A 26,545-nucleotide genomic window follows, 5' to 3' on the forward strand; every position below is an offset into this window, starting at 1 on the left:
TGGGTGCTGTGTGGGGCGGGGGGCGTGCGGGGGGGGGGGGGGGGGGGGGGGGCGGGGGGGTTTGGGGGTCCCCCCCCCACCCCCCCCCCCCCCCCCCCACCCCACGACCCCAGCGGTCAGCCGCCGACCTTCGCGATCGCCACGAAATGCTCCGGCCGCACCCGAACGATCACCTTCCCGGGCGAAGTCGCGTACGCCATCCAGCCGTCGATGGTCTCCTGCCCGGCTTCACCGAGGTACCGCTGGGCGATCAGCGACGAACCCGTGCGGACCCCGTCCGGATCCGAAACGATCTCCGCGACGCCCTCGACACTCACGAACGAGTAAGGCGGAACAGGATCGTCGGCGACCACCGAAACGCGCGGATTCTCCTTGAGCGCCCTGGCTTTGACGGTGTCCGCACCGAGGTTGACCAGGATGTCGTCCCCGTCGAGGGCGAACCAGACCGGGACCGCGTGCGGCCTGCCGTCCGGGCGGACCGTCGCGAAGACGGCGGTGCGGGTGCCTTCGGCGAGGAAGGCGCGGCGCTGGTCGTCGGTCATCTTCTCGGGCATTACTTTCCCTCCAGAGTGGCGTCCAGGCCGAAGGCCGGGAACAGGTGACTGTCGAACGTGGTGAACTCCGCGGCCTTGCCCTCGACGACACGGACGAGATCGAGTTTGAAGGCGCGGAAGACGGTGTCGCCGGGGCGCCGCAGGTACGAGGCGAAGGCGGGCATCCGGTTCGCGTCGACCGCGACGGCACGCCATTCGCCCATCTCCTCGGCGATCCGGCCGTGCCTGGCGAGGTGGTCGAGACCGATGTAGCAGTTCGGCTCCGGCGGCATGGTCACGCGGACGTCGTCGCGGACCAGACTGCTCAACGTGCTGAAATCCCCGCTGTCGTGGGCGTCGATGAGCTTCCGGACCAGCGCCCGTTCCTCTTCGGACGGCGCCGAAGCCGACCATTCGCCGCGCTGCTGCGGAAGGCGTTCGCGCAAGGTCGCGCGGCCTCGTTGCAGCGCGCTGTTCGCGGCCGGGACCGAGAGGTCGAGCAGGTCGGCGGTTTCGGCGGCCTGCCAGCCGAGCACGTCGCGCAGGATCAGCACCGCGCGCTGCTGCGGCGGCAGCATCTGCAGGACCGCGAGGAAGGCGAGCTCGATGGTCTCCCTGGCGACGGCGAGCGCGTCCGGTCCGGCTTCGGACGGCGCGATCTCGTCCAGCAGCCGGTCCGGATATGGCTGGATCCAAGGGACTTCGGCGAACGAACGCAGCGCCGGCACCCGCCGTTCGTTCTTGCGGATCGCGTCGAGGCAGGCGTTGGTGGCGATCCGGTACAGCCACGCGCGGAAGTTCCCGCCGTCGAAAGTGTCCAGCCCGCGCCACGCGTTGAGCAGTGCGTCCTGGACGACGTCTTCCGCCTCGTCGAACGAGCCGAGCATCCGGTAGCAGTGGACGTGCAGTTCCCGCCGGTGCTGTCCCGTGAGCGCGGCGAAGGCGGTTTCGTCCCCCGCCTTCGCCGCGGCGATCGTGTCGGTCATGGCGCCTCCCATCGAGTGTTCTTACCCGATGTAACGGCGCCTTTCGGCGGAACTCATCGGTCCCGCGATGACTTTTTTCGGGGAACCCGGAAATCGCAGGTCAGGGCCGGGTGGCGAGGTAGCCGCCCATGGTGCGGAAGTACTCGGTCGCGGCCAGTTCGGTGCCGTCCTCGGTCCGGACGCGCTCGATGACGAGACCGTGCGACCGGCCGCGGCGCGCTTCGGGGCCGGCGACGATCACGACCCCTTCGCCCTCCCGGATGAAGATCCGGCCGGGCGTGCCGCCGTACCGGCCCACCGACACCGAGGAGCGGATCACGCGCAGCTGCTTGCCGCGGTGGTAGGTGAAGGCGTTGGGATACGGGTCGGACTGCGCGCGCACCAGCCGCTCGATCTCGTCGGCGGGCCAGGACCAGTCGATGAGGCTGTCTTCGAGGGCGCGCTTGTGGAAGAAGCTGGCCTTCGACCTGTCCTGCTTGACCGGGGTGAAGTTCCCCTTGGCGATCAGCTCGATGGCGTCGGTGGTGATCGGCGCGATGAGGTCGACCGTCCGGTGGAACAGATCGGTCGTCGTGTCCTTCGGCCCGACCGGCACGGAACGCTGCAGCACGATGTCGCCCGCGTCGAGGTCGGCGTCCATCATGTGCGCGGTGAGGCCCACTTCCTTCTCGCCGTTGATGAGCGCCCAGATCAGCGGCGAGAAGCCGGCGTAGGCGGGCAGCAGCGAGTCGTGCACGTTCAGCGTGCCGTACCGCGGCATCTCGAAGATCTCCGGCGGCAGCCAGGTGCGCCAGTTGTTGGCGACGATCAGGTCTAGGTCCGCTTCCTTCAGCTCCGCCAGGAGTTCCGCGTCGTCAGGACGCTGCCGCAGCAGCGCGCGGATCCCGTTCTCCTCGGCGAGGTCCGCGACGGAGTCGGACCAGATCTTCTCGTAGGCGTGGTCACTCTTCGGGTGGGTGACGACGAGGGCGACCTCGTGCCCCGCGTCGATCAACGCCCGCAGGGTGCGGTGTCCCCAGGTCTGGTATCCGAACATGGCGACCCGCATGGGACCGGCCTCCTCCTGGTCGAGGGATGAACATCACCACTGAAAGTACTAGTTGAGCCTCACCTAACTTAGGTTAGGGTTCCCTGGTCTTTGTTATGAAGTACCGAGATGCGGCTGAGCCGCGCTAGGGGTTCGAGATGGCACGAGCAGTGGTCGGTGAACGGGTTCCGGTCTACGACGTGGTCGGGGTCGGGTTCGGTCCCTCGAACCTCGCGCTCGCCATCGCCGTCACCGAGCACAACGCCGCGCCGGGAGCCGAGACCGTCACGGCCCACTTCCTCGAGCGCCAGGTCCGGTTCGGCTGGCACCGGGGGATGCTGATCGACAACGCGACCATGCAGGTCTCCTTCCTCAAGGACCTGGCGACGATGCGGAACCCGACGAGCTCGTTCAGCTTCCTGTCGTATCTGCACAGCAAGGACCGGCTGGTCGATTTCATCAACCACAAGAACCTGTTCCCGTTGCGGATCGAGTTCCACGACTACTTCGAATGGGCGGCGGAGAAGGTCGACGACCTGGTTTCCTACGGGACCGAAGTCCTTTCGGTGACACCGGTCTTCGACGGCGACGAGATCGTGTTCTTCGACGTCCACGCCCGTACCGACGGGGAACTGGTGAACCTGCGCGCCCGCAATCTGGTGCTGGGCACCGGGCTGCGGCCGAATCTTCCCGACGGTGTGACGCCGGGCACACGCATCTGGCACAACAGTGAACTCCTGCACCGGCTCGAGGGCATGGCCGCCGAGGAGCCGCGCCGGTTCGTCGTCGTCGGAGCGGGCCAGAGCGCGGCGGAGGTCAGCGCGCTGCTGCACGACCGCTTCCCCCGGGCCGAGGTGTGCGCGGTGTTCGCGCGGTACGGCTACAGCCCCGCCGACGACAGCGCGTTCGCCAACCGGATCTTCGACCCCGAGGCGGTCGGGCGGTTCTACGAGGCGCCGGAAGCGGTCAAGGACCGCCTGATGCGCTACCACGGCGCGACCAACTACTCGGCCGTGGACATCGAACTCATCGACGAGCTGTACCGGCGCGTCTACCGCGAGAAGGTGCAGGGGATCGAGCGGCTGAAGCTGATCAACGTCTCCCGTCCCACCGAGGTCACCGACACCGGCTCCGAAGTGCGGGTCACCGTCGAGGCGCTGGAGACCGGCGAGCGGACCAGGCTCGACGCCGATTTCGTCGTGTACGCCACCGGGTACAGCCCGGCGGACCCGACACCGTTGCTGGGCGAGCTCGCCGCCACCTGCACGCGCGACGACGAGGGCAGGCTCCGCGTCGAACGCGACTACCGGATCGTCACCGAGCCGCCGCTCGACGGCGGGATCTACCTGCAGGGCGGCACCGAGCACACACACGGCATCACGTCTTCGCTGCTGTCCAACACCGCCGTCCGGGTCGGCGAGATCCTCCAGTCCATTGTGGACCGGCGCGGCGCCGACGCGTCCCGGCCCGAGTACGCCGTGAGCGGGTCCGGGCCTGCTTGAGGCCAGGACGATCCCCGGCACTTTCTCAACGGTGGAGGCGAACCCGATGAACCGCGGCTTTCCCCTGACCCCGGCACAGCAGGGGATCTGGCTCGCTCAGCAGCTCGACCCGGCGGATCCGGTCTACACGATCGGCTGGGTCGTCGAGCTTCGCGGCGACGTCGACGTCGCCCGGCTGGGCGAGGCCGTGCGGCGGGCGGTCGGGGAAGCGGAATGCCTGCATGTCACGGTCGAGCTGGACGGCGACACACCGGTTCAGCGTCCGGTCGCGCCCGGTGAGGTCGCCGTTCTCGACTTCACCGGTGAGCCGGATCCGGAGCGGGCCGCCGACGAGTGGGCGCGGGCCGAACTCGCTGTCGTGACCGACCCGGCCCGGGGGCCGCTCACCGCGCATACGGTGCTCGTCTTGGCCGAGGATCGGGTCCGCTGGTTCCAGCGGTACCACCATCTGGTGATGGACGCGTACGGGCAGGCCGTCCTGACCCGCCGCGCGGCGGATCTCTATTCGGGTACCGCGGAGGAGGTCTCCTGGCCGCTCTCGGGATTGGCCGAGTCCGGCTACGACGGGGAGGCCGACCGCGGCTACTGGCTCGGAGAGCTCGCGGGCAGGCCGAATCCGGTGCGGCTGCTCGGCCGCGCGTCGGCGGGCCGGGTCCGGCTCCGGCGGCATTCGTGGGAACTGCCCGCGGCGGAGGCGGGCCGGTTGCGGAAGTTCGCGCTGGACGCGGGGACTCGGCTGTCCCGGGTCGTCATCGCGGCCGTGGCGGCGTACGCCCATCGCGTGACGGGTGCCGAAGACCTCGTCCTCGGCCTGCCGGTCACCGCGCGCACCACCCGAGCCCTGCGTGAGCGGCCCGGCATGGTCTCCAACGTCCTGCCGTTGCGGCTGACAGTGCGGCCCGAGATGACGCCGGCGCGGCTCGTCGCCCAGGTCGCGGAGAAGGTGTCCGCGCTGCTGGAACACAGCCGGTACCGCGGGGAGGACCTCGCCCGTGAACTCGGCGCGAGCGGCGGGGTGCACGAACTCGTCGGGCTGAGCGTGAACTACATGGCAGTGGACGGCGAACTCGCGTTCGGCGACGCGAACGCGACGGTGCACAACCTCGAACTCGGGCCGATCAGCGACGTCGCCATCGCCGTGTACGACGCCGGCGAGGGCCGGGGCCTCCGGTTCGACTTCGACGCCGACGAGGCCGTGTCGTCCGACGACGAACTCGCCGACCATCGCCGCCGGTTCGCCGCCGTACTGGACGCCCTGCTGGAAGGTCCGGACCTGCCGCTGGCCGCCATCGACCTCCTCTCCTCCGAAGAACGGGACCGGGTCCTGGCCCTCGGGACCGCGGTCGCGGAGTCGCCGGAGGTGTCCTGGCCCGAGGCGTTCGCCCGGATCGTGGCGCGGAAACCGGACGCCGAGGCCGTCGTCTGCGAAGACGTCCGGATGACCTACGCCGAGGTCGACGCCGCCGCCAACCGGCTCGCGCGCCTGCTGCGGCGACGCGGGGTCGGTGACGAGGACGTCGTCGGCGTGGCGATGCCGCGTTCGGCCGATCTCGTTGTCGCCCTGCTCGGCGTCATGAAGGCCGGGGCCGCGTATCTCCCGCTCGACCTGGATCACCCCGAGGACCGCCTCGCGTACATGCTCGCCCACGCGGACGCGAAGATCGTGGTGTCCACTGTGGAGGAATCCGCGCAGCTGCCGTCCGGTGTGGACGCCGAGCGGATCCTTCTCGACGATCCCGGAATCGTCGCGGAGCTCACGGCGCTCGAAGCGTCCACTGTGGACGTGAGCGGGATCGCGCTGAGCCAGGCCGCGTATGTCATCTACACCTCGGGTTCGACGGGGAAGCCGAAAGGCGTGGTCCTGTCCCATGACGGGATCGGCAGCCTGATCAGCACGGCGACCGAACGGATCGGCATCGGTGAGGACAGCCGGGTGGTGCAGTTCGCCTCCACCGGGTTCGACGTGACGGTCTGGGATCTGGTCATGTCGCTGTGCGTCGGCGGGACGCTGATCGTGGTCCCGTCGCACCGCCGGGTCGCGGGCGTCGAGCTGACCGGCTACATCGCCGACAACGCGGCGACCCATATGATCCTGCCGCCGTCGCTGGTCGCGGCGCTGCCGTCGGACTGCGAACTGCCGAAGGGCGCGGTGCTGATCGTCGGCACCGAGACCGTCCCGCCGGAGCTGATCGCGCGCTGGGCGGAAGACCTGAAGGTCGTCGCCGCGTACGGGCTGACCGAGGCGACGGTGAACTCGACGCTGTGGGCGGCCGAGCCCGGCTGGAGCGGGCCGATCCCGATCGGCGTTCCCGATCCGAACACCCGCTGCTACGTCCTCGACACCGCGCTGCGGCCCGTCCCGGTCGGCGTCGAAGGGGAGTTGTACATCGGCGGACGCGGTCTCGCCCGCGGTTACGCCGGACGTCCGGGGCTGTCGGCGGAACGCTTCGTCGCCGACCCGTTCGCCGGTGGCGGCGCGAGGATGTACCGCACCGGCGACCGGGTCCGCTGGCGCGCGGACGGCAACCTCGACTTCCTCGGCCGTACCGATCATCAGGTCAAGATCCGCGGGTTCCGAATCGAACCAGGGGAGATCGAGTCCGCCCTCGCCGTATACGCCGGGGTCGAGCGGATCGCGGTCGTGCCGCGCGAGGTCAAGCCGGGGGACCGGCGCCTGGTGGCGTACGTCGTCCCTCGGGCGGGATCGCCGACACTGCTCAAGGATCTGCGCGCCCATGCGGAATCGGCGCTGCCGCACTACATGGTGCCGTCGGCGTTCGTGGAACTCGACCGGCTGCCGATCATGCCGAACGGCAAACTCGACCGTACTTCGCTGCCCCTGCCCGATTTCGGCGCCGCCGCCACCGGCCGCGCGCCGGGCACCGAGCGGGAGCGGATCCTGTGCGACGTCGCCGCACGAGTCCTCGGCCTGGCCTCGATCGGCGCCGACGACGATTTCTTCTCCCTCGGCGGCGACAGCATCCTGTCGATCCGGCTGGTGCTGGGCGCCGCGGAACACGGTCTCGCCATCACCCCGCGCCAGGTGTTCCAGCACCGGACTCCCGAAGCACTGGCCGTCTGCGCGGAGGCCGTGACCGCCGAGTCCGCTGTGTCCACTGTGGATGAGCGGCCGCTGCTGGAGCTGACCGACGCCGAACTTGCCCCGCTCGCCGAGTACGCCGACGTCCTGCCAGTGACGCCGTTGCAGGAAGGGTTCTTCTTCCACGCGGAGTTCGAAGGCGGCTCGGCCGCCGACATCTACACGGTCCAGGAGGTGCTGGACCTCGAAGGCGATGTCGACGCCGAGGTGCTGCGCCGGTCGGCGCAGGCGTTGCTGGACCGGTATTCGGCGCTGCGGTCCGGTTTCCGGCAGCTCGACGGCGGCCAGGTCGTCCAGACGGTGACCCGGCACGCCGAGCTGCCTTGGCGCGAGGTGGCCGCCGAAGACGCCGAGGCGGCCTTCGAGGCTGACCGCGCGCGCCGGTTCGACTTCGCCCGGCCACCGCTGCTGCGGGCGACCTTCACCCGGCTCGGCGAGGATCGCGCCAAGCTGGCGCTCACGTTCCATCACATCATCGCCGACGGCTGGTCGGTCGTGGTGCTGCTCCGGGAACTGCTGGCGGGACCCGCGGGCGATCCGCTCCCTGAACCCGGTACGCGCACGGACCATCTGCGGCGGCTCGCGTCGCGCGATCATGAGGTCTCGCGCGAAGCCTGGCGGACAGCGTTGTCCGGAGTGGACGAACCCACCCGGTTGATCGAGGAACGAGCCGGGGTGGCGAGGCGGCCGTCGCGGCTGCACCTGAGCCTCGGCGAGCGGGCGACGACGGCGTTGTCCGCCATGGCACGCGAGCATGGGCTCACCCTCGGCACCGTCCTGCACGGCGCTTGGGGGCTCCTGCTCGGCGGGCTCACCGGCCGAGACGACGTACTGTTCGGCAGCACGGTCTCCGGCCGTGACACCGGCGCCGCCGGCCTCGAATCGGCGGTCGGCCTCTACATCAACACGGTGCCGGTGCGGCTGCGCTGGTCCGCGTCCGAAACCGTAGCCGCCGTACTGCGGCGCCTTCAGGACGAGCAGGCGGCCTTGCTCGACCACCAGCATCTCGGCCTCGGCGAAGTGCAGCGCCTCGCGGGTGCCGGGCAGGAAGAACTGTTCGACACCCTTGTCGTCGTCGAGAACTTCCCGCGTGACGACGAACGCGCGTCCGGGACCGTCCGGCTCGCCGGCGTGGAGGTCACCGACGCGGTGCACTTCCCGGTCGCGGTGATCGCGACCCCGGGTGAAGACCTGGAGTTCAGCCTCAAATTCGACGCCGCCCGGATCGACGCGGCCGCGGCCGGGCAGCTCGCGGAGCGGTTCGCCCGGCTGCTGGAGACGCTGACCGCGCACCCCGCCCTGCCGATCGCCGCTCTCGACCTGCTGTCGCCCGCCGAACGTGGCCGCCTGGCCGAACTCAACGCGACCTCGCACCCCGTGCCGGAGCGCACGCTGGCCGAGGCCTTCGCCGAGCAGGTCGCCCGGACTCCGTCCGCGACGGCGGTGATGTTCAAGGACATCGAACTGTCCTATATGGACCTTGACGCTCGCGCGGAGAACCTGGCTCGCAGGCTGCGTTCCCTGGGCGCGGGTCCCGAAGAGGTCGTCGCCGTCGCCGTGCCGCGGTCGGCCGAGCTGATGGTGGCCCTGCTCGGTGTCCTCAAAGCCGGGGCCGCCTACCTGCCGATCGACCTCGACTATCCGGCCGACCGGCTCGAATACATGCTCGCCGATTCCGGGGCGCGTCTCGTGCTCGCCGAACCCGGGACGGCCGCGCGGATCCCGGTCGTCGCCGGGCTGACTCAGGTTCCTGTGAGCGGCGAGACCGTCGAAGACGTCGAGGGGGCGGCCGTCGGGCCGGACAACACCGCCTACCTGATCTATACCTCCGGATCGACGGGGCGGCCGAAGGGCGTGGCCGTCACGCATCGCGCGATCGTCAACCGGCTCGCGTGGATGCAGCACGAGTACCGGCTCACGGCCTCGGACCGTGTGCTGCAGAAGACACCGTCGAGTTTCGACGTGTCCGTGTGGGAGTTCTTCTGGGCGCTGTGCGAAGGCGCCACGGTGGTGCTGGCCGAACCGGACGGTCACCGCGATCCGGCGTATCTCGCGCGAGTGATCCGGGACAAGGAGATCACGACCGTCCACTTCGTCCCGTCGATGCTCGCCGCATTCCTCGGCAGCGACGAGGTCACCGGCGATCTCGGGGCGTTGCGTCAGGTGTTCTCCAGCGGCGAGGCGCTGCCCGGCGAGACCGCCGCGCGCTGGCGTTCGCTCACCGGGGTCCCGCTGCACAACCTCTACGGCCCCACCGAGGCGGCCGTGGACGTGACCTTCTTCGCCGGCACCGGCGCCGACAGCACCACCGTCCCCATCGGACGTCCGGTGTGGAACACGCGGCTGCACGTCCTCGACGGCTGCCTGCGCCCGGTGCCCGACGGCGTGGCGGGCGAGCTGTACCTCGCCGGTGTCCAGCTGGCCCGCGGCTACCACGGACGACCGGGCCTGACCGCCGAACGTTTCGTCGCCGACCCGTTCGGCGAACCGGGGCAGCGGCTGTATCGGACCGGTGACCTGGTGCGCCGCCGCGCCGACGGCGAGCTCGAGTACCTCGGCCGCACCGACCGGCAGGTGAAGATCCGCGGCAACCGGATCGAACTCGGCGAGATCGAAGCCGTCCTCATCGCGCAGCCGGAGGTCACGGCCGCCACGGTCGTGGCGAAGGACGGCGCGCTCGTCGGCTACGTCGCCGGGAGCGCGGATCCGGAGAGCCTGCGGACCGCCCTCAGCGAAGCCTTGCCCGCACCGATGGTCCCGCGGGCGTTCGTCGTCCTCGACGAATTCCCCTTGACCCCCAGCGGAAAGCTCGATGTCCGGGCCTTGCCCGCGCCCGAGACCGTCCGGACCGAGGCCGCGCCTGAGAACGACCGGGAGCGTGCCCTCGCGCGGATCTTCGCGGACGTCCTGGGCCTGGAGACCGTCGGCGCCCACGGGGACTTCTTCCTGCTGGGCGGCGACAGCATCTCGTCGATCGCCGTGTCGAGCCGCGCCCGGCGGGCCGGTTTCGCACTGAGCCCCAAGGACGTGTTCGAACTCCGGACCCCGGCGGCGCTCGCCGCGTTCGCGACGCCGCCCGAGCCGGAGCCCGAGGCCGACGGCATCGGGGCCGTTCCTCTTCTGCCGGAGGTTCTCCGGCTGCGGGGACTGGGCGACGCGGTCCAGCCGGAGTCCGTACTGCTGACCGCGCCCTCCGGGGCCGACCTCGAGACGCTCGCCGCCACCCTGCAGCTCGTACTCGACCACCACGACGGCCTGCGGCTCCGGCTGTCGCGCGTCGCCTCGGTGCTGTGGTCGCTCGAAATCCGTCCACAAGGGACGGTCCAGGCGACGGACCTGCTGCGTCACGCGACCGGGTCCCTGGAGGACGAATACCGGGACGCCGCCGACCGATTGCCGGACAACCTGCTGCAGGCCGTCTGGTTCGACGAACCGGGCAGGCTGCTCCTGCTCGCGCATCCGGTCCTGCTGGACGCGCGGAGCCGGACGACACTGGCGGCCGACCTCGCGATCGCCTGGCAGGCCGTGACCGAGGGCCGTCCGCCGGTGTTCACTCGAGCGCGGACGTCGTTGCGGGCCATCGCCCGCCGGATCACCGACGCGGCGCAGGATCCCGCGCTGCTCGGCGAGATCGAGCACTGGGCCGAGACGCTGGCGCCCATCTCCTTTGAGGTGCCCGGCGAGGTGGCGGAACGCCGGATCACCCTGTCCGTCGAGGACACCCGGACGCTCGTCGGCGCGCTGCCGTCCGCCGTGCACGGCGACGTGACCGACGTCCTCCTGACCGCGCTGAAGGTCGCTGTCGACGGTGACCTCCTCGTCGATCTCCACGGCCGAGTGGACTCTTCGGACACCGTCGGCGCGCTGACCTCGGTCCGTCCGGTCCGCATCACCGCGACCGGCGAACCGGTCGCGATGCTCAAGGCCGTCAAGGAAACCGTCCGGAAGACGCCCGAGGGCTACGGCCCGCTGCGGTATCTCAACGCCCAGACCGGTCCGTTGCTCGCCGGGCTCGCGAAACCGCGGATCGCCCTCCGGTACGACGGCCGCGTCCCGGCCGGGCCGGGGGAGTGGCAGGTCGCGGGGTACGCCGTCGTGCCGCCGTCCGGCGACCATGACGTGCGGATCGGGGTGGCCTGTGAGGAGACCGAGAACGGGCCGAGGCTGACGGCCACGTTCGCCGGTGCCGTCGGAACACTCGCGGACCGCTGGGCAGCGGCCCTGGCCGAGCTCGCGGCCGTGGACACCGGCGCGCCGGTGGGACTCACGCCGTCCGACCTCGAACTGGTGTCGCTGACCCAGGAGGAGATCGCCCGCGTCGAGCGGTCCAGCCCGGTGCCGGTCGCCGACGTCTGGCCGTTGTCGCCGTTGCAGGAAGGCCTGTTCTTCCACTCCGGCTACAACTCCGGCCGGGTGGACATCTACACGATCCAGGAGGCGATCGACTTCGATCACCGCCTGGACGCCGATCGGCTGCGGTCGGCGGTGGCCGCGCTGCTGCGCCGGATCCCGAGTCTCCGCGCCGGGTTCACCAGCGAAGGACTGCGCGGTCCGGTCCAGTTCGTGGCGGCCGAGGTCGAGCCGCCGGTGTCCGAAGTGGACCTTTCGGCGCTGCCCGGAGACGAGCGGCGGGAGCGGCTCGAAGAACTCATGGCCGAGGACCGCGCGACGCGGTTCGATCTCGGCGCCCCGCCGCTGTTCCGGGTGAAACTGGTGCGGCTAGGGGACGGCCGCGACCGGGTGGTGCTGAACCGGCATCTGCTGCTCTGGGACGGCTGGTCCGCCTGGCTCTTCATCGAGCAGCTGTTCGCGCTGTACGACCTCGGTGGCGACGATCGGACACTGCCCGGGGCCGGGTCCTATGTGGACTTCCTGCGCTGGCTGGCCAGGCAGGACATCGAGGCCGCGACGAACGCGTGGCGCGAGGCGCTGTCCGGTCTCGCGGAGCCGACCGTCGTAGGGCCGGAAGGCCGTGACCTGGCCCCGGCGACCCCGGTCAACCTGGACACCGTGCTGCCTTCCGGCCTGAGCCGCAGGCTGCGTGAGCAGGCGCGCAGGCATGGCCTGACGGTCAACTCCGTGCTCAACGCCGCCTGGGGTCTGGTCCTGTCGACCATGACCGGGCGGACCGACGTCGTGTTCGGCGCCGCGGTCGCGGGCAGGCCCGCCGCCGTGCCCGAGATCGAGAACACCATCGGCCTGTTCCTCAACACCGTGCCGGCCAGGGTGCGGCTCGACGCGACCGAATCCGTGCTGGATCTGGTGCGGCGCCTGCAGTCCGAGCGGATGGACCTGACGCCGTACGAGTTCATGAGCCTCGGGGTCCTGCAGCGCGAAGCCGGGCACCGCGTCCTGTTCGACACGCTTTTCGTGCTGCGCAACGCCGACGGCGACGAGCGGCGCGACGGCCTCCGCCATCGGCACGGCATCACCGAGCTGCTGAACATCGACGCCACGCACTATCCGCTGACGCTGGTGGTCACCCCGGGCGAGGAAATACGGGTCACGCTGTCCTACCGGGACGACGTCATCGGCACCGCCGAGGCCGCGTCGGTGCTCGACCGGTTCACGTCACTGGTCGCGCAGATCGTCGCCGACCCGGCGAAACCGGTCGCCGCGCTGGCCACGGTGTCCACTGAGGACCGTGCCGCGCTGGAAGCGGGCTGGGCCGAGGCCGAGCATCCGGTCATCGAGGACACGATCGCGGATCTGCTCGCCGTCCAGGCGGAGCGGACCCCCGACGTCACGGCCTTGGTGTTCGGTGAGGAACACCTGACCTACGCGGAACTCGACGCGCGCATCAACCGGATGGCCCGGCTCCTGCTGGCGAAGGGCGCCGCGCCGGAACAGGTCATCGCCCTCGGCCTGCCGCGGTCGATCGACATGGTCGTCGCGCTGTTCGCCGTGCTGCGGACCGGTGCGGCGTACCTGCCGCTGGAACTCGACTACCCGGTCGACCGCCTCACGGTGATGCTGGAGGACGCCCGGCCACTGTGCCTGGTGTCCACAAAGGACGTCTCGGCAACGCTGCCCGGCACCATGCCCCGGGTGCTCGTCGATAACCACGAAGACAGGGCGTTCGACGGCGGCCCGATCTCCGACGCCGAACGCCCGCTGTTCGCGCGCGGCCGCGCGGACCGCATGGAACACCCGGCGTACGTCATCTACACGTCGGGCTCGACGGGCAAGCCCAAGGGCGTCGTCACGCCGTACCGCGGCCTGACGAACATGCAGCTCAACCATCAGGGCGCCATTTTCGCCCCGGCCATCGCCTCGGCGGGTGGGCGGCGGCTGCGGATCGCGCACACCGTGTCGTTCGCCTTCGACATGTCCTGGGAAGAACTGCTGTGGCTCGTCGAGGGGCACGAGGTCCACGTCTGCGACGAGGAACTGCGCCGCGACGCGCGGGCGCTCGTGGCGTACTGCGACGAGCACGAGGTCGACGTCGTCAACGTGACACCGACGTACGCCCACCTGCTGATCGAGGAAGGGCTGCTGGAGGGGCACCGGCCCGCGCTGGTCCTGCTCGGCGGCGAGGCGGTGTCGGAGTCGGTGTGGAACCGGCTGCGCGACACCGACGGCACCTACGGCTACAACCTGTACGGCCCCACCGAGTACACGATCAACACGCTCGGCGGCGGGACGACCGACAGCGACACCCCGACCGTGGGCAAGCCGATCTGGAACACCCGCGCCTACATCGTCGACGCCTGGCTTCGGCCGGTGCGCGACGGCGTCGCGGGTGAGCTCTACATCGCGGGCGAGGGGCTGGCCCGCGGCTACCTGGGGCGGCCCGGCCTGACCGCCGAACGGTTCGTCGCCGACCCGTTCGTGCCCGGGGGCGGGCGCATGTACCGCACCGGTGACCTCGTGCGCCGCCGCGCGGACGGGAACCTCGACTTCCTCGGCCGCACCGACGACCAGGTGAAGATCCGCGGCTACCGCGTCGAACTCGGCGAGATCGAGACCGCGCTCAGCCGGTATCCGGAGGTCGCGCAGGCCGCGGTGATCGCGCGACCGGACCCGTCGGCGCCCGGTCTGCAGCGGCTCATCGGGTACGTCGTCCCGGCCGAACTGAGCGGGGACGCCCGCGCCGAAGCGGAAGCCGACCAGGTCGGCGAATGGCAGCAGATCTACTCGGACGAGTACACCGAGATCCCGACGGCGTTGTTCACCGAGGACTTCGCGGGCTGGGACTCCAGCTACGACGGCGCACCGATTCCGCTTGAGCACATGCGGGAATGGCGGCGGGCGACCGTCGACCGGATCGCCGAGCTGAAGCCCGAACGGGTGCTGGAGATCGGTGTCGGCACCGGTCTCCTCATGGGGCAGATCGCGCCGTTGGCCCAGGAGTACTGGGGCACCGACCTTGCCGCGCCGGTGATCGCGAAGCTCAACCGCGAGCTGGAACAGCATCCGGAGCTGGCCGCCAAGGTGACCTTGCGCGCCCAGCCGGCGCACGTGTTCGACGGCCTGCCCGCCGGCCGGTTCGACACGATCGTGATCAACTCCGTCATCCAGTACTTCCCGAGCGTCGGCTACCTGACCGACGTGATCACGAAGGCGATCGGCCTGCTCGCGCCGGGTGGCGCGCTGTTCGTCGGCGACGTCCGGAACCTGCGGCTCGCCCGCGCGTTCCACACCGCGATCCAGCTCACCCGCGCCGACGCGACGTCCGACGTCGCCCAGGTGCGGCGCGCGATCGAACGCGGTGCCGCGCTGGAGAAGGAACTGCTGATCGACCCGGACTACTTCACCGCGCTCGCGCGGCGGCTTCCCGGCGTCGCGGCGCAGGTGCGGATCAAACGGGCCCGGCTGCACAACGAGCTGAGCCGGTACCGCTACGACGCGGTCCTCGTGAAAGAACCGGCTGAAACCGTGTCGGTCGCTCAAGCGCCGCGGCTGTCGTGGGACGAGCTGGGTTCTCTCGCCGCGCTGGAGGAGCGTCTCACCGGCGCGGAAACACTGCGGGTGAGCCGGATCCCGGACGCGCGCCAGGCTCCGGAGGTCGAGGCGACACGTGCGCTGGACGCCGGCGCGCCGCTCGTCGACGTCCTCGCGTTGTTCTGTGCTTCTCCTGGTGTGGAGCCTGAAGACGTGCACGAACTCGGCGAGCGGCTCGGGTTCCGGGTGTACTGCACCTGGTCTGCCGACGGCGCCTTCGAAGCCGTATTCGTCCACAAGGGACAGACGGACGCGCTGGTCACCGGCGTGCATCAGCCGGTTTCGGCAGGCACGAACCTGGCCAAGTACGCCACGAGCCCGACGGCGGCCCGGGGCGGCGGCGAACTGGTGCAGCGCCTGCGGGACCGGCTCAAAACGGAACTGCCGGACTATATGGTCCCGGCCGCGTTCGTCACGCTGGGCGCCCTGCCCTTGACCGACAACGGCAAGCTCAACACCCGCGCTCTCCCGGACGCCGAGCAGACCGTGCGGCTCGCCGAAAGCCATCCGGCCGAGACCGCCGAGGAGGAGACGCTGTGCGCGCTCTTCGGCGAGGTCCTCGGAGTGGACGGGGTCGGCGTCGAGGACAATTTCTTCGACCTCGGCGGCCATTCCCTCCTCGCCACCCGGCTCATCAGCCGGGCCAGGACCGAACTCGGTGCCGAACTGGCCATTCGTGACCTCTTCGAGGCGCCGACGGTCGCCGAGCTGGCCGCTCGCGCCGGTGGCGGTGAGCCTGCCCGGCCGGCGGTGGTCCGCGCCGAACGCCCGGACCGGATCCCGCTTTCCGCGGCCCAGCGCAGCCTCTGGCTCGTCGACCGGATGGAAGCGAACGCGGTCGCCTACAACTTCCCGCTGACCTTCCGCCTTCGTGGCGACTTGGAAATCGAGGCGCTGCGGGCCGCGCTCGGCGACGTGCTCGGGAGGCACGAGGTCCTGCGATCTGTATTCGACGAGCACGACGGGGAGCCGTACCAGCGCGTCCTCGACGCGCCGGAGATCCCGTTCGCCATCGAGGACTGCGACGAAGCCGGGCTGGACTCCCGGATCGCCGAGCTTTCGCGGACGCCGTTCGACCTGGCCCGGGAGATCCCGGTCCGGCTCCGGGTGCTGCGGATCGGTGATGGCGACCAGGTGATTTCGCTGGTGCTGCACCACAGCGCGACCGACGAATGGTCCGATCGCCCGTTCCTGGGCGACCTGACCTCGGCCTACCAAGCCCGGCTCGGCGGCGAGAGTCCCGTGTGGACGGATCTCCCGGTGCAGTACGCCGATTTCGCGTTGTGGCAGAAGGACTTCCTGGACCAGTGCGGCGCGGCGCAGATCGCCTACTGGGCCGAGGCATTGCGCGGGGCTCCGGATGAGCTGACCCTGCCGCTGGATCGGCCGCGTCCGCTCCGGCCGACGGGCAAGGGCGGAAAGGTGAAATCCCCGCTCTCCGTGGAACTGTCGGCCGCCGTGCGCGAGCTGGCGGCGAAAGCGGGGGCGAGCCCCTTCATGGTGCTCCAGGCGGCGGTGGCCGCGCTGCTGCACCGGACCGGTGCCGGGGATGACATCCCGCTGGGTGCCCCGATCGCCGGACGGACCGACGCGGCGCTCGACGATCTCGTCGGGTTCTTCGTGAACACATTGGTGCTGCGGACCGATCTCTCCGGCGAGCCGACGTTCGCCGCCCTGCTCGACAGGGTGCGCGAGGCCGACCTCGCCGCGTTCTCCCACGGTGACCTGCCGTTCGAACGCGTCGTCGAGGAACTGAACCCGCCCCGGGTGCCGGGACGCAATCCGCTGTTCCAGGTGATGGTGGGCTACCACCGGCAGAGCGACGCGCACGACGTGCTCGGCCTGCCCGCCGAGTGGTTCGAGATGGACACCGGCATGGCGAAGTTCGACCTGCACTTCACGATGGTCGACAACGGGACCACCGCCACACTGATGCTGGAGTACGCCGAAGACCTCGCCGGCGAGACAACGGCCGCGCGCCTGCTGGCCCGGCTCATGTCCCTGCTGGAGCAGGTCGCCGCCGAGCCCGAGCGGCCGGTCGCCGAGCTCGACGTCCTCGTCGGTGACGAACTCGCGCGGGTCACCGAGTGGAACCGCACGGCCCAGGAAGTCCCCGCCGCCACGTTGCCGGAGCTGTTCGAGGCGCAGGTGGCGCGGACGCCGGACGCTGTCGCGGTGGTGTTCGAGGGCTCTGAGCTTTCGTATGCCGAGTTCAATGAGCGGGCAAATCGGCTCGCGCGGTGGCTGGTCGAGCAGGGTGTGGGTGCGGAGTCGGTGGTGGCGGTGTCGCTGCCGCGCTCGATCGATCTGGTTGTCGCGCTGTACGCGGTGCACAAGGCCGGTGGCGCTTACCTCCCGGTCGACCGTGACTATCCGGCGGATCGCATCGCGTTCATGCTCGAAGACGCCGCCCCCGCGGTCGTTCTCGACGAGCTGCCCGCTTTGGACGGCTATTCCGCCGAGAACCTGGGACGGATCGTGTATCCGTCGTCTCCGGCGTACGTGATCTACACGTCCGGTTCGACGGGGCGTCCCAAGGGCGTGGTGGTGCCGCATGAGGGCATCGTGAACCGTCTCTTGTGGATGCAGGATGAGTACGGCCTCACCGCTGATGATCGGGTGTTGCAGAAAACGCCGTCGAGTTTCGACGTGTCGGTCTGGGAGTTCTTCTGGCCGCTCATCACCGGCGCCACGCTGGTCGTCGCCAAGCCCGAGGGGCACAAGGACCCGGCCTATCTCGCGGAACTGATCCGCACCACCGGGACCACCACTGTCCACTTCGTACCGTCGATGCTCGCGCTCTTCCTGGAGACCGCGAACTGCATCGGCCTGCGCCGGGTGATCTGCAGTGGCGAGGCACTGCCGTCGGAGCTGGCCGCCCGCGTCGACGTCCCGCTGTACAACCTGTACGGCCCGACCGAAGCGTCCGTCGACGTGACCGCCTGGCGGGCCGGTTGCGAAACGACCCCGTCCGTCCCGATCGGACGTCCGGTGTGGAACACGCGGACGTATGTGCTGGACGCGCGGCTGAACCCGGTCCCGCCGGGTGTTCCCGGTGAGCTCTACCTCGCCGGGGTGCAGCTCGCTCGCGGGTACCTCGCCCGGCCCGGACTGACCGCCGAGCGGTTCGTCGCCGACCCGTTCGGCGACCCGGGGGACCGGATGTACCGCACCGGAGACCTCGCGCGCTGGTCGGCCGACGGCGTGCTGGAGTTCCTGGGCCGCGTGGACGACCAGGTCAAGATCCGCGGCTTCCGGGTCGAACTCGGCGAGGTCGAGGCTGCCTTGACCGTGTCTGAGACTGTCTCGCGAGCCGTGGTGGTCGCTCGCGAAGACCGGCTGGTGGCGTACGTCGTCGGCTCGACCGACGGGCTGCGGGACGAGGTGGCCGCGAAGCTGCCCGAGCACATGGTGCCGTCGGCGTTCGTCGTGCTCGACGAGATCCCCCTGACCCCGAACGGAAAGCTCGATCGCAAGGCCTTGCCCGCGCCGGAGTTCGCGACCACCGAAGGCCGCGAGCCGCGGAACGCGTGGGAAGAGGCCCTGTGCGCGTTGTTCGCCGACGTTCTCGGCGTCGAGCGGGTCGGGATCGACGACGGATTCTTCGCGCTCGGCGGCCATTCGCTCTTGGTGATGCGCCTGGTCAGCCGGATCTCATCGAGCCTGGACGCCGCCGTGACGGTCCGCGACGTCTTCGACGCCCCCACGGTCGCCGCGCTGGCCGAACGGCTCGCGGAACCGTCGGCCCGGCTGGCCCTGACCGTCGGGCACCGTCCGGACCTGCTGCCGCTTTCGCCCGCCCAGCAACGGTTGTGGTTCCTGTACCGGCTTGAAGGTGTCACGCCCACCTACAACATCCCGCTCGCCTGGCGTCTGCACGGCGAGCTGGACGTGGACGCGCTGCGCGCGGCGGTCGGCGATCTCACCGAGCGGCACGAACCACTCCGGACGGTGTTCGTCGAAGAAGGCGGCGTCGCGGCGCAGCGGATCTTGGCCGACGCGTGCCCGGAGGTCCGGTTCGAGGAAGCGGGCGATCTGCCGGCGCGGTTGTCCGCCGAAGCCGGTCGAGGGTTCGCCCTCGACGAGGAGCTCCCGATCCGGGCCACGGTCTTCGCCGTGTCACCGCGGGAACACGTCCTGCTGCTGGTGATCCACCACGTGGCGACGGACGAATGGTCGCAGGGGCCGCTCATGGCCGACCTCGCGACGGCGTACGAGGCGCGGCTCGCCGGATCCGCTCCACAGTGGACAGAGCTGCCAGTCCAGTACGCGGACTACGCCTTGTGGCAACGTGACCTGCTCGACTCCACGGCCTCCGGGCACCTCGAGTTCTGGCAGGAAGCGTTGGCAGGCCTGCCGGACGAGCTGGCCCTGCCTTCGGACCGGCGGCGTCCGGCCGAGTCGAGCCATCGCGGTGGTCTCGTCACCTTCCCGATCGGCGCCGCGCTCACCGAGCGCCTGCGTGCGGTGGCCCAGCGGCACGACGTCAGCATGTTCATGCTGGCGCAAGCCGCGGTCGCGGCGCTGCTGCACCGGCTCGGTGCGGGGGACGACATCCCGCTCGGCGCACCGAGTTCCGGTCGCGTCGACGAACGGCTGGAGCCGTTGATCGGCTTCTTCGTGAACTCGCTCGTGCTGCGCACCGACCTGTCCGGCGAGCCGGCGTTCGGCGACCTGCTCTCGCGGGTGCGCGCGACCGACCTGGCGGCCTTCGAACACCAGGATCTGCCGTTCGAGCGGCTGGTCGACGCGGTCAACCCGGAACGTTCGCTGGCCAGGCACCCGCTGTTCCAGGTGATGGTGGTTTACCTGCCCAAGGCCGAGGACGGACTGAAGCTGCCCGGGCTTCGTGCGGAACAAGAAGACTTCGCGCAGGGCGTCGCCAAATTCGACCTCGAATTCGGCTTCCTGGAGCAGGGCGACGGGATCTCGGGCGCGATCGAGTACAGCGCCGACCTGTTCGACCACGCCACCGCCGAGTCGTTCGCGCGGCGCCTGGTCGCCGTCCTGGAGCAGGTGGCCGCCGATCCCGCGGTCCCGGTCGGCGAGCTCGACGTCCTCGACGACGACGAGCGCACTCGGCTCGGGCACTGGAACGACACCGCACACGACGTCCCGGCGACCACGTTGCCGGAGTTGTTCGAGGCACAGGTGGCGCGGACGCCGGACGCTGTCGCGGTGGTGTTCGAGGGCTTCGAGCTTTCCTATGCGGAGTTCAACGCGCAGGCGAATCGGTTGGCGCGGTGGCTGGTCGAGCGGGGTGTGGGTACGGAGTCGGTGGTGGCCGTGTCGCTGCCGCGCTCGATCGATTTGGTCGTCGCGTTGTACGCGGTGCACAAGGCCGGAGCGGCCTACCTGCCGCTCGACACGGACTACCCGGCTGATCGCATCGCGTTCATGCTCGAAGACGCCGCTCCGACGGTTGTTCTCGACAAGTTGCCGGTGATGGACGGCTATTCCGGTGAGAACCTTGGTCGCGAGATGGACGCGGCATCCCCGGCGTACGTCATCTACACCTCCGGATCGACCGGCCGTCCCAAGGGTGTCGTGGTGCCGCATGAGGGCATCGTGAACCGTCTCTTGTGGATGCAGGACGAGTACGGTCTGACGGCTGATGACCGGGTGTTGCAGAAGACGCCGTCGAGCTTCGATGTGTCGGTGTGGGAGTTCTTCTGGCCGCTCATCACCGGCGCCACGCTGGTCGTCGCCAAACCGGACGGCCACCGGGATCCGGCGTATCTCGCGGAGCTGATCCGCGATCAGCGCATCACGACCCTGCACTTCGTCCCGTCGATGCTGGAAGCGTTCCTCGCCGAAGAACCGCGGTGGCACGGCGTCCGCCGTGTCCTGTGCAGTGGTGAGGCGCTGCCACCGGAACTGGCCGCCCGTGTCGATGTCCCGCTGCACAACCTTTACGGGCCGACTGAGGCCTCTGTGGACGTGACTTCGTGGGAGGTGGTCGACGACACCGTCCTCATTGGACGTCCGGTGTGGAACACCCAGGTCCACGTCCTCGACGCCCGGCTCCGGCCGGTGCCGCCGGGCGTGGCGGGCGAGCTGTATCTGGCGGGCAAGCAACTCGCGCGCGGCTACCTCGGCCGGTCCAGGCTCACCGCGGAGCGGTTCGTGGCGAACCCGTTCGCGGCGGGGGAGCGGATGTACCGCACAGGCGACCTCGCGCGGTGGCGAGCCGACGGCGCCCTCGACTATCTCGGCCGCGCCGACGACCAGGTCAAGCTGCGCGGCTTCCGGATCGAGCTGGGCGAGATCGAGTCCGTGCTCTCCGCGCGGGTGGTGCTGCGGGAGGGCAGGCTCGTCGCCTACCTGACCGGGGAGGCCGACGTCGAGGAGACCCGGCGGCTCGCCGAGGCCACCTTGCCGGAATACATGGTGCCGTCCGCGTTCGTGGTGCTGGACGCGTTCCCGCTGACACCCAACGGAAAGCTCGACCGCAAGGCGCTGCCCGCCCCGGACTTCTCCGGCGAGGTCACCGGCGACGCCCCGCGCACACCGCGCGAGGAACTGCTCGCGTCGCTCGTCGCGGGGGTGCTCGGGCTGGAGAAGGTCGGCGTCCACGACGACTTCTTCCGCCTCGGCGGGGACAGCATCGTCGCGATGCAGCTGGTCGGTCGCGTGCGGAGCGCCGGGCTGCTGCTGAGCCCGCGTGACGTCTTCCGGCACCGGACCGTCGCGGCCCTGGCCGAGGTCAGCGCGGTACGGCTCGACGCGGCCGCGCCGGAGAGCGGGAAGCCGTTGCTGGAGCTCGATGCGGCCGAACGCGCGGAGATCCTCGACGTCGCGGCGGACACGGCCGAAGTATGGCCGCTGACGCCGTTGCAGGCCGGGCTGCTCTTCCACGCGACGATGGACGGCGACGGACCCGACGTCTACACCGTCCAGGTGTCGTTCGATCTCTCCGGGCCGCTCGATCCGGCGCGACTGCGCGAGGCCGCGCAGTCGCTCGTCGACCGGCATGCCGTCCTGCGCACCGGCTACCGCTACCTCGCGTCCGGTCGTCCTGTCGCGCTCGTGGCGCGTTCGGTCACGGTTCCCTGGCGCTTCGTGGCTTCGCCGGACGCCGTCGAAGCGGAGATGGCCCACGACAGGCGCCGCTTCGATCCGGCGGCCGCACCGGTGCTGCGCTTCCTGCTGCTCACCCTGCCGGACGGACGGCACCGGCTGGTGTTCACCCACCAGCACGTGCTGCTCGACGGCTGGTCGTTGCCGCAGTTGTTCGCGGAGCTGTCGCAGCTGTACGCCGGAGCCGAGCAGGCACCGGCCCGCCAGTACCGAGACCATCTCGGCTGGCTCGGGGGCCAGGATCGGGAGGCGGCGGAGGCCGCTTGGCGGCAGGCGCTCGACGGCCTGACCGAGCCGACACATCTCGTCCCGCACGATCCGCAGCGGACCCCGGCCCTGCCGCAGCGGCTGTCGCTCGAGTTGCCGGAGCAGGCGACCGAGGCGCTCGCCGGGCTCGCCCGCTCGCGCGGCCTGACCCTGAACACGCTGGTCCAGACGGCGTGGAGCATCGTGCTCGGCAGGCTCACCGGCCGTTCGGACGTCGTCTTCGGCGCGACGGTCGCCGGGCGCCCGCCCGAGCTGGCCGGAGTCGAGCGGATGATCGGACTGTTCATCAACACCATCCCGGTGCGGATCGTGCTCGACCCGGCCGAAAAGCTGGGCGACCTGCTGGACCGGGTCCAGGACGAGCAGTCCGGACTGCTCGCGCACCAGCATTTCGGGCTCGCCGACATCCAGCGCGGCGCCGGGCTGGGAGAGCTGTTCGACACGCTGATGGTGTTCGAGAGCTACCCGGGCGCGGACGAGGACGAGACGGGCGCCGGGTTGCGCGGGGAGATCGTGCGCCACGACGACTCCACGCATTATCCGCTCACCTGGGCGGTGGAGCCGGGAACACGGCTGAAGCTCACCGCGGAGTACCGTTCCGATCTGTTCGACGCCGGCCTGCCGGAACGGCTTCTCCCCGCGATGGAACGCGTGCTCGCGACGATGGTGTCCGATGTGGACACTCCCGTCGGCAGGGCCGACATCCTGGCCGAGGCCGATCTGGACCTGATCGTGCGCGAGTGGAACGAGACGGCGCTCGCCGTCGAACCGTCCACTGTGGCCGGTCTGTTCGAGGAGCAGGCCCGGCGTTCGCCCGGCGCGACGGCGGTGGTGTCCGGTGGGGTCGCTTTGACCTTCGCCGAACTCAACGAGCGCGCCAACCGGCTCGCCAGGGCGTTGGTCGCCCACGGTGTGGGTCCCGAGGATTTCGTCGCCTTGGCGCTGCCGCGTTCCGCCGACGTGCTGCTGGCGATCCTCGCGGTCCACAAGGCTGGGGCGGCGTACCTGCCGCTCGACCCGGATTACCCGGCCGAACGGCTGGCCGCGATGCTCGCCGACGCGCGGCCGCAGGTGATCTTGACCGAGCCCGAGCTGCTGGAGTCGTTGCCCCGGACCGACATCGAGACACTGGCGCTCTGCGCGCTCGTCACCGAGGACCGGCAGGCGCACGACCTGACCGACCGGGACCGCGTTCGCCCGCTCGTCCCGGAGCATCCGGCGTACGTGATCTACACGTCGGGTTCGACCGGGACGCCCAAGGGGGTCGTCGTCCCGCATCGCGGCGTGGTGAATCTGTTCCACAGCCACCTTGCCACCTTGCACCGGCCCGCGGTCGAGGCCACCGGCAAACCCCATCTGCGGGTCGGGCACGCGTGGTCGTTCTCCTTCGACGCCTCCTGGCAACCCCAGCTGTGGCTGCTCGACGGGCACGCCGTGCACATCGTGGACGAGGAGACCCGGCGCGATCCCGAACTGCTGGCCGCGATGATCGAACGGGAGGACTTCGACTTCATCGAGGTCACGCCGTCGTTCTTCGCGCAGATGGCCGACGCGGGCCTGCTCGACGGCGACCGGTGTCCCCTCGCGGTGATCGGTGTCGGCGGTGAGGCGGTCCCCGAGAGCCTGTGGCGCCGTCTGGCCACTTTGGACGGCACCGAGGCCTTCAACCTGTACGGACCGACCGAGTCCACAGTGGACACCCTCGTCGCACGGATCGGCGACAGCGAGACGCCGCTGGTGGGCCGCCCGGTCGCGAACACCCGGGCCTACGTGCTGGACACGGCGCTGCGGCCGGTCCCGCCCGGGGTCACCGGTGAGTTGTACCTCGCCGGTGCCGGGCTCGCCCGCGGCTACCTCGGGCGGACGGCACTGACGTCGGAGCGGTTCGTGGCGGATCCGTTCGGTCCGGCGGGCGCCCGGATGTACCGCACCGGAGACCTCGCCCGCTGGACCGCGGACGGACGCCTCGACTTCGGCGGACGCGCCGACGACCAGGCGAAGATCCGCGGATTCCGGGTCGAGCCCGGCGAGATCGAGGCGGTGCTCGAACGGCACGACGGCGTCACGCAGGCCGTCGTCCTGGTGCGTGAGGACCGGCCTCGGGGGAAGCAACTCGTGGCGTACGTGGTGTCCACTGTGGATCGGGACGAGCTGCGACGGTTCACGGCCGAGAAGTTGCCGGACTACATGGTCCCGGCGGCTTTCGTCGCGCTCGACGCGCTTCCCGTGCTGTCCAACGGGAAACTGGACCGCCAGGCGCTGCCCGCGCCGGACTACGCGGAGCTGGCCGGTGGCCGCGCGCCCGAAACCGAGCTGGAAGAGACACTGTGCGCGCTCTTCGCGGAAGTGCTCGACGTGCCGGAACTGGGTGCCGAAGACGACTTCTTCGCCCTCGGCGGGGACAGCATCGTCGCGATGCGGCTGGTCGGCCGGGCACGCGCGGCCGGGCTGAAGATCACGCCGCACGAGGTGTTCGCGCGCCGGACGGTCGCGGCGCTGGCCGAGGTGGCGGAACGGATCGAGGACGACGACTCGATCGCGCTCACGCCGATCATGCACGCGCTCCGCGAACTCGGCGGCCCGATCGACGGCTACCACCAGGCCGCGCTGGTGCGGACGCCCGCCGGAATGACCGGCGAGCAGTTGAAGACCGTGCTCGGTGCGCTCGTGGCGAGGCACGACATGCTGCGGGCGCGGCTCGACCGGTCGGTGGACGGCTGGGCACTTCGCGTGGCCTCATCGGCCGATGTCCGCATCGAACGCGTCGAGGTCGAAGGTGATCTGTTCGCGCTGATCGAGCGACACGCGGAGCCGGCCCGCGCCCGGCTGAATCCGGACGACGGCGTGATGCTGAGCGCGACGTGGTTCGACGCGGGCGCGTCCGAACCCGGGCGGTTGCTGCTGATGATCCATCACCTGGCCGTCGATGGCGTCTCGTGGCGGATCCTGCTGCCGGACCTCGCTTCCGCCTGGGAGGCGGTCGCGCTCGGCGAGGTGCCAGAGCTGTCCTCCGTGGACACTTCGTTCCGGCGATGGTCGCAAGTGCTGTCCACACAGGACCGTTCGAGCGAGCTGGACCGGTGGAAGTCGGTGCTGGCCGGCGGGGATCCGCTCCCGCTGGACCGGCCGCTCGACCCCGCGCGGGATGTCCAGGGAACCGTGAGGAAGGTGTCGCTGACGCTGCCCGCCGAGCGGACGGCCCCGCTCCTGTCCCGTGCGACGATCAACGACGTCCTGCTCGCCGGTCTCGCGCTCGCTGTCGCGCGGTGGCGCCGGGACGGGGGACAGGCGGTGCTGGTCGACGTCGAGGGACACGGCCGTGAAGAGGAACTGGCCGCCGGCGCGGACCTTTCGCGGACGGTCGGCTGGTTCACCAGTGTCGTGCCGGTGTGCCTGGACCTGGGAGACCTCGACCTGGACGACGCGTTCGCGGGCGGAGCCGCAGCCGGCGAAGCGCTGAAGCGGGTCCAGGCTCACCTCGACGAGCTGTCGGACGGCGGTATCGGGCACGGCCTGCTCCGCTACCTCGACCGGCGCACCGGGCCTGAACTCGCGAAGTTCGCGAAACCGCAGATCGAGTTCAACTACCTGGGCCGGATCGGGGTCCCCGAAGCGACCGACTGGTCGTACGCGGAGGAGGTCGAGGCGGCCGAACTCGGGGCGGACGACGGAATGCCCGTCTCGCACGCGCTGACGATCAACGTCGTGACCGAGGATCGCCCTGGCGGTCCCGAGTTGAGCGCTCACTGGTCCTGGCCGGACGCCGTGCTCACCGAAGACTCGGTGCGGGAACTGGCGGAAGGCTGGTTCACCGCACTCGACGCACTCACCCGCCGGGCTGATTCACCGGCCGCACAGAAGGAGAACAAGGAATGACGAACCCGTTCGAGAACCCCGACGGCACGTACCTGGTGCTGGTCAACGACGAGGGACAGCACAGCCTGTGGCCCGAGTTCGTCGAGGTCCCGGCGGGCTGGGCCACGAAGTTCGGCCCGGCCTCGCGTCCGGAGTGCCTCGAATACGTCGAGACCAACTGGACGGACCTGCGGCCCGCTTCGCTCGTCAAGGCCATGGAGTCCTGACCCGAGTCCGTGAAGGACTCCTTG

General features: G+C 70.3%; 6 protein-coding genes. 3 read left to right on the forward strand and 3 right to left on the reverse strand.

Annotated features, from left to right (window positions below; translation table 11 throughout):
* Nucleotides 1–116: 116 nt before the first annotated feature.
* From ACIRGA_RS02255 to ACIRGA_RS02265, 3 genes are all read right to left on the reverse strand, one after another.
* Nucleotides 117–554 carry a PPOX class F420-dependent oxidoreductase gene (locus ACIRGA_RS02255; RefSeq protein WP_400935809.1) on the reverse strand — a complete coding sequence of 146 codons (438 nt, stop codon included), beginning with the start codon at nucleotides 552–554 and terminating at the stop codon, nucleotides 117–119.
* Nucleotides 554–1,519, reverse strand: coding sequence for an RNA polymerase subunit sigma-70 (locus ACIRGA_RS02260; protein WP_400935811.1), 966 nt, complete (start codon nucleotides 1,517–1,519; stop codon nucleotides 554–556). Before ACIRGA_RS02260 ends, ACIRGA_RS02255 begins: the two co-directional genes overlap by 1 nt.
* Nucleotides 1,520–1,619: 100 nt before the next feature.
* The gene (locus tag ACIRGA_RS02265) at nucleotides 1,620–2,567 is read right to left on the reverse strand and encodes a methionyl-tRNA formyltransferase (RefSeq protein WP_400935814.1); all 948 of its coding nucleotides are present in this window, start codon (nucleotides 2,565–2,567) and stop codon (nucleotides 1,620–1,622) included.
* 137 nt (nucleotides 2,568–2,704) lie between these two features.
* Between ACIRGA_RS02265 and ACIRGA_RS02270 the strand changes: the two genes are divergently transcribed.
* From ACIRGA_RS02270 to ACIRGA_RS02280, 3 genes are read left to right on the forward strand one after another with little or no spacing between them, the layout of a single operon-like run.
* The gene (locus ACIRGA_RS02270; protein ID WP_400935816.1) at nucleotides 2,705–4,048 is read left to right on the forward strand and encodes a lysine N(6)-hydroxylase/L-ornithine N(5)-oxygenase family protein; all 1,344 of its coding nucleotides are present in this window, start codon (nucleotides 2,705–2,707) and stop codon (nucleotides 4,046–4,048) included.
* Between the two features lie 31 nt (nucleotides 4,049–4,079).
* Nucleotides 4,080–26,315 (forward strand): non-ribosomal peptide synthase/polyketide synthase, encoded by a 22,236-nt coding sequence (locus tag ACIRGA_RS02275; RefSeq protein ID WP_400935818.1) that lies wholly within the window; start codon nucleotides 4,080–4,082, stop codon nucleotides 26,313–26,315.
* Nucleotides 26,312–26,521, forward strand: coding sequence for an MbtH family protein (locus tag ACIRGA_RS02280; protein ID WP_400935820.1), 210 nt, complete (start codon nucleotides 26,312–26,314; stop codon nucleotides 26,519–26,521). The genes ACIRGA_RS02275 and ACIRGA_RS02280 overlap by 4 nt, the downstream gene beginning before the upstream one ends.
* The last annotated feature ends 24 nt before the right edge of the window (nucleotides 26,522–26,545 follow it).

The sequence above is a fragment of the Amycolatopsis sp. NPDC102389 genome (genome assembly GCF_044765885.1).
Lineage (GTDB): Bacteria > Actinomycetota > Actinomycetes > Mycobacteriales > Pseudonocardiaceae > Amycolatopsis.